14 protein-coding genes are annotated in these 16,662 nt (G+C 55.0%); 3 read left to right on the top strand and 11 right to left on the bottom strand.

The features are described from left to right. Positions 1-35 precede the first annotated feature (35 nt). Together clpA and clpS are read right to left on the bottom strand one after the other, a co-directional pair. Positions 36-2,369 carry an ATP-dependent Clp protease ATP-binding subunit ClpA gene (gene clpA / locus QMG27_RS06225; protein ID WP_281814418.1) on the bottom strand — a complete coding sequence of 778 codons (2,334 nt, stop codon included), beginning with the start codon at positions 2,367-2,369 and terminating at the stop codon, positions 36-38. 95 nt (positions 2,370-2,464) lie between these two features. Beyond that, a complete protein-coding gene (clpS, locus tag QMG27_RS06220; RefSeq protein WP_281814417.1) occupies positions 2,465-2,812 on the bottom strand; it encodes an ATP-dependent Clp protease adapter ClpS in 348 nt (115 codons plus the stop codon). Positions 2,813-2,878: 66 nt separating this feature from the next. Between clpS and QMG27_RS06215 the strand changes: the two genes are divergently transcribed. Both QMG27_RS06215 and QMG27_RS06210 read left to right on the top strand, forming a co-directional pair. Beyond that, entirely contained in the window at positions 2,879-4,447 is a 1,569-nt protein-coding gene (locus QMG27_RS06215) for a DUF1800 domain-containing protein (RefSeq protein ID WP_281814415.1), read from the top strand. Between the two features lie 5 nt (positions 4,448-4,452). Continuing rightward, entirely contained in the window at positions 4,453-5,664 is a 1,212-nt protein-coding gene (locus QMG27_RS06210; protein ID WP_281814412.1) for a DUF1501 domain-containing protein, read from the top strand. Between the two features lie 5 nt (positions 5,665-5,669). Here the strand turns inward: QMG27_RS06210 and QMG27_RS06205 are convergent, their stop codons facing one another. Genes QMG27_RS06205 through QMG27_RS06185 form a run of 5 tightly spaced genes read right to left on the bottom strand, consistent with a single transcriptional unit; the run spans position 5,670 to position 10,466 of the window. Next, positions 5,670-7,079 carry a hypothetical protein gene (locus QMG27_RS06205; protein WP_281814410.1) on the bottom strand — a complete coding sequence of 470 codons (1,410 nt, stop codon included), beginning with the start codon at positions 7,077-7,079 and terminating at the stop codon, positions 5,670-5,672. 29 nt (positions 7,080-7,108) lie between these two features. Further along, a complete protein-coding gene (locus QMG27_RS06200) occupies positions 7,109-7,669 on the bottom strand; it encodes a hypothetical protein (RefSeq protein ID WP_281814409.1) in 561 nt (186 codons plus the stop codon). Beyond that, the gene (locus QMG27_RS06195; protein ID WP_281814406.1) at positions 7,666-8,598 is read right to left on the bottom strand and encodes a GSU2403 family nucleotidyltransferase fold protein; all 933 of its coding nucleotides are present in this window, start codon (positions 8,596-8,598) and stop codon (positions 7,666-7,668) included. The genes QMG27_RS06200 and QMG27_RS06195 overlap by 4 nt, the downstream gene beginning before the upstream one ends. Before the next feature lie 40 nt (positions 8,599-8,638). After that, positions 8,639-9,298, bottom strand: coding sequence for a hypothetical protein (locus QMG27_RS06190; RefSeq protein WP_281814404.1), 660 nt, complete (start codon positions 9,296-9,298; stop codon positions 8,639-8,641). A 10-nt stretch (positions 9,299-9,308) separates the two neighbouring features. Beyond that, positions 9,309-10,466, bottom strand: a complete 1,158-nt coding sequence (locus QMG27_RS06185; protein WP_281814402.1) for a hypothetical protein — start codon at positions 10,464-10,466, stop codon at positions 9,309-9,311. A gap of 271 nt (positions 10,467-10,737) precedes the next feature. Between QMG27_RS06185 and QMG27_RS06180 the strand changes: the two genes are divergently transcribed. Beyond that, on the top strand, positions 10,738-11,826 hold the full coding sequence (locus QMG27_RS06180) for a glycosyltransferase (protein WP_281814400.1): 1,089 nt from the start codon (positions 10,738-10,740) through the stop codon (positions 11,824-11,826). A gap of 233 nt (positions 11,827-12,059) precedes the next feature. On the opposite strand, the gene QMG27_RS06175 is transcribed toward QMG27_RS06180, so the two are convergent. The 4 genes from QMG27_RS06175 to QMG27_RS06160 are packed head-to-tail and all read right to left on the bottom strand — an operon-like array spanning position 12,060 to position 16,660. Beyond that, positions 12,060-12,641, bottom strand: a complete 582-nt coding sequence (locus QMG27_RS06175) for a hypothetical protein (protein WP_281814399.1) — start codon at positions 12,639-12,641, stop codon at positions 12,060-12,062. Beyond that, complete coding sequence (locus QMG27_RS06170) at positions 12,631-13,905, bottom strand: glycosyltransferase family 2 protein (RefSeq protein WP_281814397.1); 1,275 nt, start codon at positions 13,903-13,905, stop codon at positions 12,631-12,633. Before QMG27_RS06170 ends, QMG27_RS06175 begins: the two co-directional genes overlap by 11 nt. 36 nt (positions 13,906-13,941) lie before the next feature. Next, a complete protein-coding gene (gene gmd, locus QMG27_RS06165) occupies positions 13,942-15,066 on the bottom strand; it encodes a GDP-mannose 4,6-dehydratase (protein WP_281814395.1) in 1,125 nt (374 codons plus the stop codon). 13 nt (positions 15,067-15,079) lie between these two features. Beyond that, a complete protein-coding gene (locus QMG27_RS06160) occupies positions 15,080-16,660 on the bottom strand; it encodes a discoidin domain-containing protein (RefSeq protein ID WP_281814393.1) in 1,581 nt (526 codons plus the stop codon). Positions 16,661-16,662: the final 2 nt, after the last annotated feature.

Here is a 16,662-nt window from a genome sequence, read left to right as displayed (position 1 = left end):
TTGTTGAAACGATTGAATGAACAACCGCAGAGGGCTTAGCTCGTGGCAGGCTCTTCCGAGTGGCTGGCTTCGCCTTTCGAGCCTTTGTCTTTCTTAGGCAAAGGCGTGATGTCGAGCAGCACTTCTTCTTTGTCGTCGATGTCCACACTCAAGCGGCCACCTTCGGTGAGGCGACCAAACAGCAATTCGTCGGCCAAGGCCTTGCGAATCGTGTCTTGGATGAGGCGTTGCATGGGGCGTGCACCCATGAGCGGATCAAAACCCTTCTTGGCCAAGTGCTTGCGCAGCGTGTCGCTGAAGGTGACTTCGACTTTCTTCTCAGCCAACTGGCCTTCGAGTTGCAGCAAGAACTTGTCGACCACGCGCATGATGACGTTTTCGTCCAAGGCCTTGAAGCCTACGATGGCGTCCAAACGGTTGCGGAACTCAGGCGTGAACAAGCGCTTGATGTCGCCCATTTCGTCGCCAGGGGCGCGAGGGTTGGTAAAGCCAATAGTGGCTTTGTTCATGGTCTCAGCGCCCGCGTTGGTTGTCATGATGAGGATGACGTTGCGGAAGTCGGCCTTGCGTCCGTTGTTGTCGGTCAACGTGCCGTGGTCCATCACCTGCAACAACACGTTGAAGATGTCGGGGTGCGCTTTTTCGATCTCGTCGAGCAACAGCACGCAGTGCGGCTTCTTGGTCACGGCTTCGGTCAGCAAACCACCTTGGTCAAAGCCCACGTAGCCGGGAGGCGCACCAATCAGGCGGCTCACAGCATGGCGCTCCATGTACTCAGACATGTCAAAGCGAATCAGCTCAATGCCCATGATGTAGGCCAACTGCTTGGCCGCTTCGGTCTTGCCCACGCCCGTGGGGCCGCTGAACAAGAATGCGCCAATCGGTTTGTCGGCTTTGCCTAGACCCGAACGCGCCATCTTCACGGCAGAGGCCAGCACTTCCAAGGCCTTGTCTTGACCAAACACCACGCTCTTCAAATCGCGTTCGATGGTTTGCAGCTTGCTGCGGTCGTCGTTGGACACATTGGCGGGCGGAATACGCGCAATCTTGGCCACGATGTCTTCAATCTCGGCCTTGCCAATGGTTTTCTTGCGCTTAGACGCCACCAAGATGCGTTGCGCCGCACCAGCCTCGTCAATCACGTCAATCGCCTTGTCGGGCAAGTGGCGGTCGTTGATGTACTTGGCGCTCAGCTCAGCAGCCGCTTGCAGCGCAGCCAAAGCGTACTTGACGTTGTGGTGCTCTTCAAAGCGCGACTTCAAGCCTTTGAGGATGTCCACGGTTTCAGGCACGGTGGGCTCGACCACATCGACCTTTTGGAAACGACGGCTCAAGGCCGCGTCTTTTTCAAAGATGCCACGGTATTCAGTGAACGTGGTAGCGCCAATGCACTTGAGCTGACCGCTGGACAGTGCAGGTTTGAGCAAGTTAGAGGCATCCAAGGTTCCGCCAGACGCAGCCCCCGCGCCAATGAGCGTGTGAATTTCGTCGATGAACAAAATCGCATTGGTCTTGCCCTGCAACGACTTGATCACGCCTTTCAAGCGTTGCTCAAAGTCGCCACGGTATTTGGTGCCGGCCAGCAAAGCGCCCATGTCCAGCGAGTACACGATGGATTCCGCCAAGATCTCAGGCACATCGCCTTGGGTGATGCGCCATGCCAAACCTTCGGCAATCGCGGTCTTACCCACGCCGGCCTCACCCACCAACAGCGGGTTGTTTTTACGGCGGCGGCACAGGATTTGGATGGTGCGCTCCACCTCGTAATCGCGGCCAATCAGCGGGTCAATCTTGCCGTCTTTGGCAGCTTGGTTGAGGTTTTGGGTGAACTGCTCGAGTGGAGAGGCCTTTTCGTTCTTTTCAGAACCGCTAGCACTGCCCTCTTCTTGCTCGGCTTGCGACTCACCGCCTTTGACGGCCTCAGGTGGGTCATTCTTTTTGATGCCGTGGGCAATGAAGTTCACCACATCCAAGCGCGTCACGCCTTGTTGGTGGAGGTAGTACACCGCGTGAGAGTCTTTCTCGCCAAAGATAGCCACCAGCACATTCGCGCCGGTCACTTCTTTTTTACCGTTGCCGGTGGACTGCACATGCATGATGGCGCGTTGAATCACGCGCTGGAAACCCAGCGTAGGCTGTGTGTCCACCTCTTCCGTGCCCGACACTTGTGGCGTGTTGTCTGCAATGAAATTGGCGAGCGACTTGCGCAAATCGTCGATATTGGCTGAACACGCGCGCAGCACTTCAGCGGCGCTGGGGTTGTCTAGCAAGGCGAGCAACAGGTGCTCGACCGTGATGAATTCGTGTCTTTGTTGACGGGCCTCGACAAAGGCCATGTGCAAGCTGACTTCTAGTTCTTGGGCAATCATGTGTTTTCCTTCGGTGCTTGCAACTGAGATTCAAATGTATATGGAAACAAAAGCCATTTATTCAATAGGTTTGTTTCTTTAGTGCAAACCATGATTCATTCAATCGGTTCCGCCACACACTGCAGCGGATGTCCGGCCTTGCGGGCGGCGTCCATGACCTGATCCACCTTGGTCGCGGCCACATCTTTGCTGTACACGCCGCACACGCCTTTGCCATCCAGGTGGATTTGCAACATGATTTGCGTCGCGGCTTCGCGGTCTTTGTTGAAGAATTCTTGCAACACCACCACCACAAACTCCATGGGCGTGAAATCGTCATTGAGCATCAGCACCTGAAACATCTGCGGCGGCTTGGTGCGCTGAGTCAGGCGCTCTAAAACGACCGATCCGCCATCGTCACGGTCGGACAGTTGGACTTTGGGAGTGGGCTTTTTAGTTGGCATTCGGTCATTCTATCGAGCGCCCATCAACCGCATGAAACATACGCAAAATAGGTTAATAATTTACGCATGTCACAAAGAGTCCTAGACCGCCTCACCTTTGGCGCCAAGCGCGCCGAATTGGACCATGTTGACAAAGTGGGCCTGCGCCAGTGGATCGCCGAGCAGCTTGCTCCCACGGCAGAAGACCCTGCCGTGGAAGAGGCCCTCAAAACCGCTGTGCTTCGCATCAGCTACGGCGCAACACCTGACTTTGCGGCGGTCAACGAAAACCGTCCTTTAGGCCTGCTCGACAAAACCACGCCCGAACTCTGGCACTTGGCCGATGGTCAAAACAAAATTCATTACGAAGAGCGCATTCGCCCCCTGCGCGAACTCACGGCCGCAAGGCTCTTACGTGCCGCGCATAGCCGCTGGCAAGTCAAAGAACGCATGGTCGACTTTTGGCTCGACCACTTCAACGTGCATGCGGGTGACCAATCCATTGCCGTGGCCATGCCCAGCTTTGAGCGTGACGCCATCCGCAAACACAGCCTCGGCAACTTTGCCGACCTACTACACAGCGTGGCCAAGAGCACGCCCATGCTCATTTACCTCAACAACCGCTCATCCAGAACCGGCGCACCCAACGAAAACTACGCCCGCGAGCTGTTTGAACTGCACACCCTAGGCAAAGGCCGTTACCTCAACGACCTCTACAACAAGTGGCGTCAAGTACCGGGCGCGGACAAGGGCCTCCCAGAGGGCTACATCGACCAAGACGTGTACGAAGCCGCCCGCGCCTTCACCGGCTGGGTGGTCGAAGACGGGCGCGGCATTGGCAACGGGGCTAATCTGCCCAAAACAGGCCAATTCGCCTATCTCGACACCTGGCACGACCCCTACCAAAAACGCGTACTCGCCAAAGAGCTCGACCCCTTCGCCCCGCCCATGAAAGACGGCGAAGCCGTGCTCAACATGTTGGCCGACCACCCGGGCACGGCCCACTACCTGTGTGAAAAACTCTGTCGCCGCTTTGTCAGCGACACACCGCCCGCTGCCCTTGTGGCCTCTAGCGCCAAGGTGTGGACCCAACACAAACGCCACCCCCAGCAAATTGCGCGGGTGCTTGAACACATCTTCACATCCAATGCTTTTGCACAAGCCACCCAAACCGGTGGCCCTCAAAAACTCAAACGTCCGCTCGAACTGGCCATGAGCTTTGTGCGCAAACTCGACCTACCCCACGCCCCATCGATCCAACTCGCCAACGAACTCTCTGCGGCAGGTCAGCGCCTCTACCTGTGGCCCACTCCCGATGGCCACCCCGACGTGACCGACTACTGGCTCACCACCCAAAGCATGCGCCGCCGCTGGTTCATCCCCATGGGCCTCATCGACAACTGGTGGGCCACTGGCGCTATTGCCCCCGAGCACTTGGCCAAGGGCTTTGCCAAACCCGTGGAAGAAACCGCCCTCTTTGCCCACCACGCTCAGCTGTTGCTGGGCAAAGACCAAGCGCCACAAGCCTTGGCGCAAATCGCTGCCGCCCAAAAAACACCCGCCAAACGCGTGTTGGGCGTGGCCAACGACGAGTGGGCCAGCGTACGCCGCACCTTGGCCTATCTGGCCATGTCGCCTGCTTTTCAGTGGAAATAAACACCATGCAGCGCCGCGACCTCCTCAAAGCCCTCGCCTGCACTGGTGCAGCCAGCGCCTCAGGCTTGCGCAATCTCAGCTTTGCCGCCAACCCCAGCAGCCAACACAGCACCTTGGTGGTCGTGTTTCTGCGCGGCGGGGCCGACAGCCTGCACATGGCCGCCCCTGTGGACGATGCCCACTACATCGGCGCACGCCCTGCAGACCTGCGCATCATGGACAGTGGCAACACGCCCGGCATTCGCTTAGCCAAACCCTTTGCCCCCAACCGCGACTGCCGCATCCACCCCGCCGCTGCGCCCCTGGCCGAACTGTTTGGCAGCGGCCATGCCCAGCTGCTGCACGCCTGCGGCTTGGCCAACGCCACCCGCAGCCACTTTGAAGCCCAAGAAATTTTGGAAGCCAGCCTCCCCAGCAAATCAGGTACGCCCAATGGCTCCGATGGCTGGCTCACGCCCCATGTGCGTGCCAGCAAAGCCGCCAATGCGGCGGCCATTCAATCCATGGGCAACACTCCGGGGCAAATACGCAGCCTGCAAGGCCTGCGCTCGGGCTTGAGCGTCACGGGCGAACTGCGCAACGCCATCACCTTGCCTGGCGACGCCATGGGCCGCAGCGTGCTTGAAGCCCTCTACGGCACAGACACCCCAAGCACCGATGCAGCCGCCCTCATGGGCCAGCAAACCCTCTCGCAAATGGCCCTGATCGATGCCAAAGCGCCTCGTGTCGATGGCCGTGTTGCGCCCTACAGTCCACCCAAAGGCGTGACCTACAACACCGAAAACTACGAATGGCAACACGCCTGCCAAACCGTGGCCCAACTCATCCGCATGAACGTGGGCTTGCAAGTCGCCTGCCTCGACTTTGGTGGCTGGGACACCCACGAGTATCAAAGCGGCAAAGTCAACAACCTCGTGCGCCAATGGTCGGCCAACCTACGCGCTTTGTTTGACGATGTGTCGGCCGCTGGCCAACACGTCAGCGTGGTGGTAGTCAGCGAATTTGGCCGCCGCCTCAAAGCCAACGCCAGCGGCGGCACAGACCACGGCCACGGCGGAGCCATGTGGCTGCTCGACACCCAAGCCCGCCAGCTGCTGCCCGCCACCCAATGGCCCGGGCTAGAAAGTCAGCAACTTGATCAAGGCCTGGACTTGCAACAAACCAAAGACATCAAACAAGTGCTGGCCTCTTTGGGCAAGCGCGTCTTCGTGTCTTAAGTGGTTTAACCCACCAAATTAGCGCAATGCCGCTCGCAAAACAGCGTGCCCACTTTGGCCTGCACGCGCACGCCCATGGCTTGGGCTTCTCGGGCGGTGAGGCCGCTGCTGTAGGGGAAGGTGTCGAGCATCACCTTGTGCTGGCCTAGCACTTCTAGGGCTTCGTGGTGGCTCTTGGGCAGCACAAATTCCACATTGGCTGCGCCCAGCGCTTCTTCCACACGGGCGCGGACTTGGGGGTATTGAAACTGGCGGTGCACAAAGCATTTCTTGCCCGGCATGGCCTTCAGCTCTGCCAAAAAAGCGCGTGACACCTTGGCTGGGTTGCTAAACACCACCGGCACATCGCTCTTGCGCTTCGGTACAGGCGGCAAATAGTCGGGTGGCGTATAGGTGGCGTAGCCGCCTTCGATGTTCACCAAAGGCTCGGTGTACAGGTGTTGCAAATGCTTGGGCGATTGGCCCTCGTCGCCGATCCAGCCATCAAAGTTGTCCAGCCCCGTGGTCACGCTTTGGCCGCCCACCCACTTGAACATTTGCTTGGCGGGTTTGACCGACAATGCTTTGAGGCCCACGGGGTCCATCCAGCCGCCGAGGTCGTACAGCACATCCAGGTCGGCCGCGTGCATGGCTTGGGCCAAACGCACGGCATCCATCTCTTGCACGTTGTGCCATTCGCTGGCTAAGCCTTTGAAAATCTCGGTCGCCCAGTCGGCCTTGTGTCCACGGTTGAACACCACGATGTCGCTGCCCTTGGCCACATGCTGCCAACCCGCAATGGTGAGGAAGTAAACCGGCGACACACAAAACAATGGCGACAGCAGGCCCACCCGTGGGCGTTGGCGTGGTTGGCTGGCAGGCTTTGGTTGGCCCGCCAGCACTTGCGCGGCATCCAGCCGCAACACTCGCCGCGAAAAGCTGATGATGCGGGTGTTCAGCGCCTCGGCGCTTTCGTCGCGGTCGTACAGGCTGGCCATGAGCGTAGTGAGCTCTGCGTCTTCGCCATGCTCGGCGCTGCCTAGCAGGGGCTTCACCCACTCCACCGCCTGCAGGGGCAGGCCAAATGTGTTCATGGCCAAGTCAGCACGGGCCACGCGGGCTGCGCCGTTGGTGGGGTCGGCCTGCATCACATCGGCAAAACAAGCATCTGCCGCCAGTAACTGGCCCAGCATCTTTTGGGCTTTGCCCTGAATCAATCGGCTTTGCCACAGCGCGGGGTTGAGCGCATACGCACGCTCGCACGCGGCCAGCGCAGGCTGAGCCTTGCCCAAGGCCAGCAAGCTCACGCCTAAGTTGTGCCACACCCCCGCGTGGCTGGGGTTGCGTTGCGCGGCTAGGCCAAAGTATTGGGCCGACTCGGGCCAGCGGCCCTCGGCCATGGCACGTTGCGCGACTTTTAAAAGCTCTTGAGGCACTGGGCTACTTTCTGGCGGCAAGCGTCTCGTCAGTGCAGCAGCTTTTTAGGCGGCGTACCCGCCGCATCAGCCTCAGGCTCTGGGCCAAGCTTGACGGCTGGCACAGGCGTATCGCCCGCCAAGGCGTGCGGCTCGGCAGGGGTTGTCAAGCCCCACTGCGCACGTTGCTCAATGGTTTGCAGCAACAAGCGCACTTGGCCCAACATGTCTTCGGTCAAACGCATCGCCAGCACTTGGCCCTTGGGAATCAGCAGCTCCAGCGCCGTGTGCTCGGGCTGCACCGTCAAGCGCATGCCATGCACCAGCACCGGATCGGCCCCTAGCGGAAACTGCGTAGCCGGCACAAACGTGGTGAACTGCGGATTCGCCGCCTTGGCCTGTTGTTTGAACTCGGCAATTGCCTTGGCTTGCTCCACAGGGTGCTCGCGGGCCAACACCTGCACACTGCCTTGGTCAATCAAACGCAACAAATCGCGCACCACCAACCGCGTGAACCACAAGCGGTACTCTTGCGATGCGCTCGTGTTGAAGCGAAACATCACGCGGTCTTCCTCTTGCACGTAGGTGGCATTGAATTGGGTAATGCTCATAAAAGTTGCTCATTTAATAGCTTTTGCACAATTCGAGCTTGTCGCTCATCGCGTCGGCGTTTGATCGGGTCACGTGCCTGCGCTTTTTCAGCCAACCAATACTTAAATTCCACAAATGTCTGAGGAGATATCGTCCTCATTTTGGCCATACGCCCTGTGGCACTGACCACCACTCTCTCAAACTTGGGTGCACTCGTCAGCACAGATGCTCGCATGGCCTGCACAGGCCAAATATCGTCTTCATCATCCGAAAACCTGAACGGATGCGGATCATCCCCCTCTTGCATACGTCTCAAAAAATCAACCTCAAAGCCAGTCGCGTTGATGGCAGACTCGTTTTGCCCCTCTTTGCGCACAAACGTGCGGTCAGCACGCTGCAACACACTCAAAACTGAATCATCCAACTTTGCCATGTCGCTGATGAACTGCACTTTCTTGCGAGCATCCCACAGCAAATCAACATCCAATGTGGCCAATGCAGCCTGCTCAATGCGCACACCTGCTGCCATTTCGTAGGCATACAAAGCATGCGTCCCTACCACTGTGAAATGATCAGCTAAACCGCTGTCCTCTAGTGCTTGAAGAATGTCAATCAGCAAGGCCGGTGCTCGCCCTACTTTGAGCGCTTTATTCAACCGCTCAGCCTCTTTCAAGGCAATGCGTAATGTGCTTAAGCGTGCCTCTATGGCTGTCTTCTTTGCGCTGAACTCTTGATAAATTAGTTCTGTCTCAGCGCTTCGCGCACCCACACGCTGCTGACGGTTGTCCGGATAAGTTTTGACAAGGTATTCGTAGCTACCTTGCTTTTTCCAATACATGCCGCCTGCATAGTTGCTGGCCTTGAGCTTGGTACTCTGAAACTCTTGAAAAATGGTGGACGAATCAATCCACTGCCTCGCAGCGTTGTCGGGTATGTTGATCCAATCCATTGGCCGTATTAAATTAAATTTAGATTATTCTACGGCCAATCTAACCAAACAACCCCAACAACGCTCCATCCACCACCCGCCCATCAAACCCCTGCGCGGCGCGTTGGCGGTACAGGGCTCGGTCGGGGGCGTTGACGGCTTGGGCTTCTTTGGTCCAGTCCACTTCCACCAGCACGCTGTTGGGCTCGTACACATAGCCTTTGGCTTGGTGGGCCAGCACGGTCAGTTCAGCATCGGCGTAGTGGCGCTGGTAGCTGGGGTGAAAAAATGGGCCTTGTGCCGCCCCTGCGCCCGCTAAAGCAGCATAGTTGGTCGCAGCCCAAGCGCGGCTGGCTAGTCCAAAAGCCGCCAAAGCGCCCTGCCATTTGCCATCGTTGAACCCCAAAAACACACCGCGTTGGCGGTGCAGCGCTTGTAGCGCAAGCGCCATCCAGTCGCGCCCGGCAAAAGCGTCTTGGGCCATGTAGCCCAGCCATGGGCTGCGTGTGGCCGCAAAGGCTTGGTTGACGGTGGCTACGAAACCTTGTCGCTCGGTGTCATGCACCGCCAGCACCAGGCCCTTGGCCCCGGCCCGCTGCGCGGCCAGTTGGCCTGCACGCTGGGCCATCTCGGCGTCGGTATAGGGCAGCACCATCACGGGGTCGTCCACCGTCCATTGGCGCACTTGCAGCTGGGCCGAGTCAACCTGCTCAAAGTCCATGGGCGGCTCGTTAAACGAAGCGCACTTCGGTCGGTGTGATGGCGCGCAAATACTTCTCGCACCACGCCTTGCTATTGGTTTGGCTCAAATACAAATTGCGGTAGTTCACCCAACACGCCGCTAGCCAAGCCGACTGCGTGCGGTGTGCCACGTCTTTCATCTCGCGCAGCAACTTCAAGTGCACATTCAACTCGCGCTCGCGCTCGGGCAAAGCAATCTTGAACGCCTTCAGGTCTTTGCCCTCGGTACGCATGAAGTAGGCAAACAAACGCTCCACGATGAATGGCACATATGTGGCCCCTGCGTGCAAGCCCTTGTCGTCGGCGACTTTGGAGTGCAACAAATCACGCACTTGCGGATTGAGGTTTTTATCAGCCGTCACCAAGGTCTTACGCACAAACGGAATGAAACGCTCCCAAAACTTCGGCGTCGCCACAAAGTAATTAGCTGCTGAAAAACTGTTGGAGGGGTGTATCGCGTTGATCTCTTTGTCATCCAAGCCTGCAGCCGCAAAAAACGCTTTCACTATTTGCACAAAGTTCGGGTGCGACACCTCGCCCTGCATCCACATGTTGTGAAACACCGCTTCATTGTTCACATGGGGGTTGCAAAAATACACATCATGACCGGGGTGCTCCACAATCTGCTTCACCCAATCCGCGCCCAGCATGCCCGTCTTCTCGCCAAAGCGCCAAGACAAAGCGCCCCACAACACCGCACCTTGTGTGGCTGCGTTCTTTTGCAACTGCTCAAACACCGCAAACTCCATCAGCTCAGAGCTGCCACGGCTGTTATCCAGCGGGTAAAACGCGGGGTCTAGCAGCTCCCGCTGCCAAGGCTCGAAATAGATTTGAAAAATACGAATCGGCGAATTCAAAGCCCGAGGCGGTTGCTTGGCCAAATTGGTCTCTAACTTGGCATCTACAGCCGGTGTTGGTGCAGCGGGTTCAGCAACTACCGCTTTGGATTTTTTGCTGCTTTTTTTCACCACAGCAGGCAAGGTATTCGCTGGCGCAACAGGGGCTTGTTCGGTGGCGGGCAGCACCTCAGGCTTGGCCTCTACAGCCTCTGCCACTGCTGCCACTGCTGGCGCTGATGCCGCCTTACGCGTCGAAGTTTTTGCTGCCTTTGGCGTTGCTTTTGATGCTTTGGGTTTAGATACAGCCACTGTGATTACTCCGCATTAATTCTTCGGCTAGTTTAATAGCAGTATGAGAAGAGTTTTAAAGCGCTGCATAAGGCTTTATGAGGTGCATCCAAAAATAAATACAGCTTGCTAGCAGCCCACCTGCAAACACCAAGCTGCGCGCATTAGCCACCGACACAAATGGCCTGCATCGCGTGATGTGCCAAAGCCTATTTACCGATAAAGCGGTCAAAAGTAGCGCTGCACACAACTCTAAAGTTTGAACATCCATGGGCACGATTATCATTGTTGAATGCATTCACCTTCCCAAGGCTTCAACCTCATTGGCTACGCCACCTCGCCCATGGGTTTGGGCGAAGATTTGCGGTCGTTCGCGGCCATGCTTGACCACCTGCAAATCCCGTTTTCCGTCATCGACATACCCACCGACGTACAAGGCCAAGTGAGCGTGCAGTGGCAGCACATGACCACGCACGACTACGACACCAGCGTGTTCTTCATGTCAGCCATGGAATGCCAAAACTTGGCCCGCGTTCACCCACAGCTCTTTAGCCAACCCAAACGCAAAATTGGCTACTTCTTGTGGGAACTGCCCGACTTTCCTAGCCAGCACACAGCCGCGCTCAAACTGGTTGACCACATCTGGTGCCCCACCCGCTTTGTGCAACAGGCCTTCTTTGCCAAATCACGCCAGCTCACCCTCTCGCTGCCACTGCCGGTGGTGCAGCACCCGCCCACAGGCCGCAAGTTTCGTAAAGAGCTCAAAGTGCCCGCCAAAGCCTTTGTGTCGCTCTACATGTTTGACCTGCACTCCACCCTCACCCGCAAAAACCCACATGCGGTGCTGCGCGTGTTCTTGGAGTTTGCGCACAGCCACCCCGACGCCTATCTGTTCTTAAAAATCAGCCGCTGGCAAAACATGGGCTCTAACGCGCTAGGCTGGATACCCAAACACCCACGCATCAAGCTCATCAAAGACACCCTCAGCCCAGGCGAGCTGACCGACCTTTACCAAAGCGCCAACTGCTACCTGTCGCTGCACCGCAGCGAAGGCTTTGGCCGCACGCTGGTCGAAGCCCTGCAAAACGGCCTACATGTCGTCAGCACCGATTTTTCTGGCCCGCAAGACTACCTCACCCCGCAAAACGCCCTGCTCGTTAACTGGCAACGCACCGACGTAGGCCCCAACGACTACCCTCACCTTACTGAGCCCAGCTGGTGGGCCGACCCCGACGAACGCAGCGCCGTACAACAACTAGAACTAGCCTACGAACGCGCAAAAAAAGGGCCCAATACTCAGGGCCAAAACGACGGTGCACAGTTCATGCACGAAGCCTTGGCCTCTAAATACAGGCCCATTTTGAAAACGTATTTGCGTTAAAGCACTACCAACACTGTCTCAAACCAACTGCACCACCAGACGCTTGCCGCAATCGTGCGCATATTTTTTTAAAGTTGCAAAGGATGGCGAATGCATGTCGTTGCGCAACGAAGATTCAAGACGGGAAATAGCGCTCTTGGTTTTAATAATGATTTGCATCACACTCAAAAAATACGAATGCAATAAAAAAGCGCAACACCGAGATGTCGCGCTTTGCTAGAAGTAAATACCGCTTAAGCCGCTGGCTGCCCTTGCTCTGCAGTCGCTGCACCCTCGGCAGCTGCTGCTTGCTTGCGCTCATCCAAGATCTTTTTAGCCACTGCCAACACCAGTTGCGCCTTGGGGGCTTGGTCTAAAAACTCTTTCGATGCCAAAAAGTCCACCAGCACCGCAGCCACGGGCTGGCCTACGCGGTGGTCCACCACCTCCATCGACTCGGGCACTCGGCCAAGGAAGATTTTGTAGGCCGCAATCACGTCTTCGCGCGTTGCCTTCATCGTGTCCATCTGGCCCAGCACCTCGGGCTCGGCGGCTGGCGCAGCATCAGCCGCTGGCTCAGTTGGCTCAACTGGCGCAGCCTCTGCAGCCACAGCAACAACCGGCTCAGCCACCACAGGTGCTGGCTCAGGGGCCGGTGCAACTGGCGCAACAGCCTCCGGCTCGGCTTGGCCTTTAGCCGTAGCCTCTTCAGCCGCTTGCGCAGCCAAAGCCTCGTCAAACGTCATTGGTGCAGGCTTAGCCGCTGGCGTGGGTACTTTGGCCTCGACGTCTTCGATGACGGGCTTTTTCTTCAAACCAAAAAAATTAAACACCATCTGCATCCTCGGTTGAAAGCTCTAACACCTGAAACGCCAGCTTGCGCTTGTCGCTCGATGCTTTGTCGTGCTTGGCGGGTACAAAGCCTTGGGTGGTTTCTACCGTCCACACCATGCAGCCGCTTTGCGTGGTTTCGGGCACTTCAAAGCGCAGCACAAAATCGTCGGGCACGTCCAGCACGCTGCGTTGCACTTTGCCGCTTGGGGTTTGCACCTTTAGGCGCAGCTTGCCTGGCACGGGCCACGGGGCGTTGCAGCGCACCAGCACGGCGGCGGCGGGCTTGCCTTGCCAGCGGTATTTGATGGTCAGTTGCTTGTTGGCCCATGCATCGGGCTGCACGGTGACAAACAGCTCGGGCGTGGCTAGGCGCACACGCCAGTCGGCCTTGAGGCGCTCTATCAGCCCCTTCAACACTTCGGGCTTGAGGTAGGCGCTGGCCTCTTTCAAAAACGCTTCTAGCTGCTTGACCAGCGGCAGCGCATCTGGCCCCAGCGGGTAGCTGGCGCACATTTCGTCCACATGCGTCCAAAACCAATGCTCGGGCACTGTGCCTAGTTCTTTGGCCACCACACGCATGCCGTCTAGCGCCACTTGGCGGCGCAGGCGCTGCGTCATGCAGGCGGCATGCAAACGCGAAAACGCCTGCACACGGCGCACCATGCCTATTTGGCGTGGGTAGCGTTTGAAAAAGCGCACAAACAAATCAAAGTCAAACGCGGTTTTGATGCTCGCATCTAGCTCGCCCACTTGGGCCAGCGCCTCGCGACGCATAAACACCGTGGGCTGGCAAATAAAGCTGCCATCGGCAAACACATCCAGCGGTGTAGAGGGCGGCTTGGTGGGGTAATTGGCCAACACCTCACCCGCCACATTGATGTGCTGACCTTCGCCGTACACCATTTGGTGCTTGGGGTGCTTTTCAAAATGTGCCATGGCGCGCGCCACCGCGCCTTGGGTGTACATGTCGTCAGAATTGATCCAGCCCACCACATCGCCATGCGCTTGGGCTATGGCGTGGTTCAGCGCCTCGGCGGCTCCGCCGTCTTGCTGACTGGTCCAGCGCAAGCGCTCGCCGTACTCGGCTTGTAGCTGCATCAGCAGCTCTAGCGAACCATCGGTCGACATGCCATCGGCCACGATCAGCTCGACGTGCGGGTAGTCTTGTTCTAAAACACTACGAACTGCAGCCTCTAAAAACTGCACTTGGTTGAGCGATGGCATTACCACCGAAACCAACGGCGTTGTGGATGTTTTCTCAGTCATTGCAATCAAGCCGTTTCGAACAAATTTTTATTCCGCTTACCGCTCTACCCCCACAGCCACGTTGTAGCCATGTTGCTTGAGCAGCGCGTGTTGCTTGGCTTTGCTCAGGTCGTGGGTCACCATTTCTTTCACCATCTCGTCTAGGGTGATTTCTGGCACCCAGCCTAGGTCTTTTTTGGCTTTGCTGGGGTCGCCCAGCAAGGTTTCTACCTCGGTGGGACGGAAATAGCGGGGGTCTACCTTGACCACCACTTGGCCCACTTTCAGCGCGGGAGCATCGCTGCCGGTAATGCTGGCAACCTTGGCTACTTCGTTCACGCCCTCGCCTTCAAAGGCCAAGGTCACGCCCAATTGCAGGGCTGTTTTGCTGATGAACTCACGCACAGAGTATTGAACGCCTGTGGCAATGACGTAGTCTTGCGGCTTGTCTTGCTGCAGCATCATCCACTGCATGCGCACGTAGTCTTTGGCGTGGCCCCAGTCGCGCAGGGCATCCATATTGCCCATGTACAGGCAATCTTCCAAGCCTTGGGCAATATTGGCCATACCACGGGTGATTTTGCGGGTGACAAAGGTTTCGCCACGGCGTGGGCTTTCGTGGTTAAACAAAATACCGTTGCAGGCATAAATGCCATAGGCCTCGCGGTAGTTGACCGTAATCCAATACGCATACATCTTGGCCACGGCATAGGGGCTGCGTGGGTAGAAAGGTGTGGTTTCTTTTTGCGGTATTTCTTGCACCAAACCATACAGCTCGGATGTGGAGGCTTGGTAGAAACGGGTTTTCTTTTCCAGCCCCAGCATGCGAATGGCTTCTAGCAGACGCAATGTGCCTACAGCATCTACATCGGCTGTGTATTCGGGGGACTCGAAAGACACCGCCACATGGCTTTGGGCGCCTAGGTTGTAGATTTCGTCTGGCTGCACCTCTTGGATGATGCGCGTGAGATTGCTGGTATCAGACAAATCACCATAGTGCAAATGCAAGTTTTTGTTGTTTGCATGTGGGTCTTGGTAAATATGGTCAATACGGTCAGTATTGAACAACGATGCACGGCGCTTGATGCCGTGAACGATATAGCCTTTTTCCAAAAGAAACTCGGCTAGGTAAGAACCATCTTGGCCTGTTATACCTGTAATTAACGCAGTTTTTTTTAACACTCAATCTCCAAAATTAAAAAACTTGAATCTCATCCAAATGAAGAATCTGCTCACCAGGCAAATCAATTTTGATAAAACGCAATGAAAACCCAGAAGGAAATGGAATAACTAAAGGGTTATGACTATTGTTAAATAACCCCCCCACCAAACCTTTCCCTTTATTATTATAAATCTGGAACCATTTTTCACCATCGTCAGAAACAAATAAACGAAGAGAATTAGCGCGCTCGGAAGCTGCGTCCATACGGTTGTATATAACAACCAAACTCACATTAATAATCTTCTCAAAATCCAACATCCACCAAGGATTGAATTGCTTATCAGTATGAAACCCAAAACCTCCAGTAATATTTCCATTACAGCCACCACCAGCACCGTCGGCCGTAGAATGCGGAGATAGACTACTTTGAGATGCATGAGCATTCAAAGCCAAATTTTCCATACCAGATAATCGACCTATTAAAAATTTACTAATAGCAGCATAGTCAGCAGAATAAGCACGACAAGCAATCAAATCAGCATTTAAATGATCAAACTTTGAAAGAAACCATTCTCCCGACTGATCCCCAAACAGTTTTAAATAGTCAACAAAAATAATATAAATAAGTTCAAATGATGGATTACGGCAATACGAATTTAAGCTAGCACAATGCTCCGTTTCCTCAAACGAGGATTCATCAGTTGAATATATTTTATACCCACCCTCTTGCGAGGGCGAAATTAGGCCATGAATAGGACGTGCCCAAACTATATTAGATCCTTCGACAAAGTTATTTAAACCCAAATTTTTTACTAATTCAGTAGCCCCAACAATCTTAAATGCACCTTTAGAGCCCGCAGCGTTAAAGAAAAAACCAAGAGGAAAAAAACCTTTCAATGGCTCAAATGTAATCTCAGAAGATCCACAATCAATAGCAACAACTGGTAAGTCAACTAAACTATTTGTGATTCTTCGAGAAGTAATCTCTGGAAAATTTAAAAACCCCGAGTCTGTTGCAGGACAAAAAACTTGAAATAAATCGACAAGATTAGGATCCGAATTCGCAATTTTAATATTCAAATCAACTAAGTGACTAGCCAAGAATAAACCGAGCGAAAAAGACAATTCAGCCTTCGGATGAGCATCATCAGAATAAGTAGATTCAAAATCACAATTCGTTTGAGAAGCATAGTCATGCAAGAAAACATTTACATCAAAAAAATAAACTCCAAATAACTCACACTCCTCTTCCAACACTTTTTTTAGCAAAAGTTTAGACGAGTCAATATACTTCCCGCCAAAGCACAAATAAACGATCCTAGATTTGAATTTATTAGATAAACTTGAAAATACTGACTTCAGTATTCGCCTATAAAGCAATGGATCAGCGATAAAAAAAATTGAATCATTAATAAATGAATCAACAACAATCAAATCAAAGCCTTGATCAATCGACTCAGAAATAACTCGAATAGAGTTAAATATTCCCGTAGATCCTATACTCTTGTTAACAATAGTCAAATCGGGATTAAATGATGAAAAACCAGAAACCCATCCATTACGCATAACAGAATTAGATTCGCCGATTACTAAAATAGTATTGATATTAGTCATTT

It is taken from the genome of Limnohabitans sp. MORI2, from assembly GCF_027925025.1.
Taxonomy (GTDB): Bacteria; Pseudomonadota; Gammaproteobacteria; order Burkholderiales; family Burkholderiaceae_C; genus Limnohabitans.
Note: the sequence above shows the minus strand (reverse complement) of the source record. Positions and strands in the feature narration are given on the sequence as shown.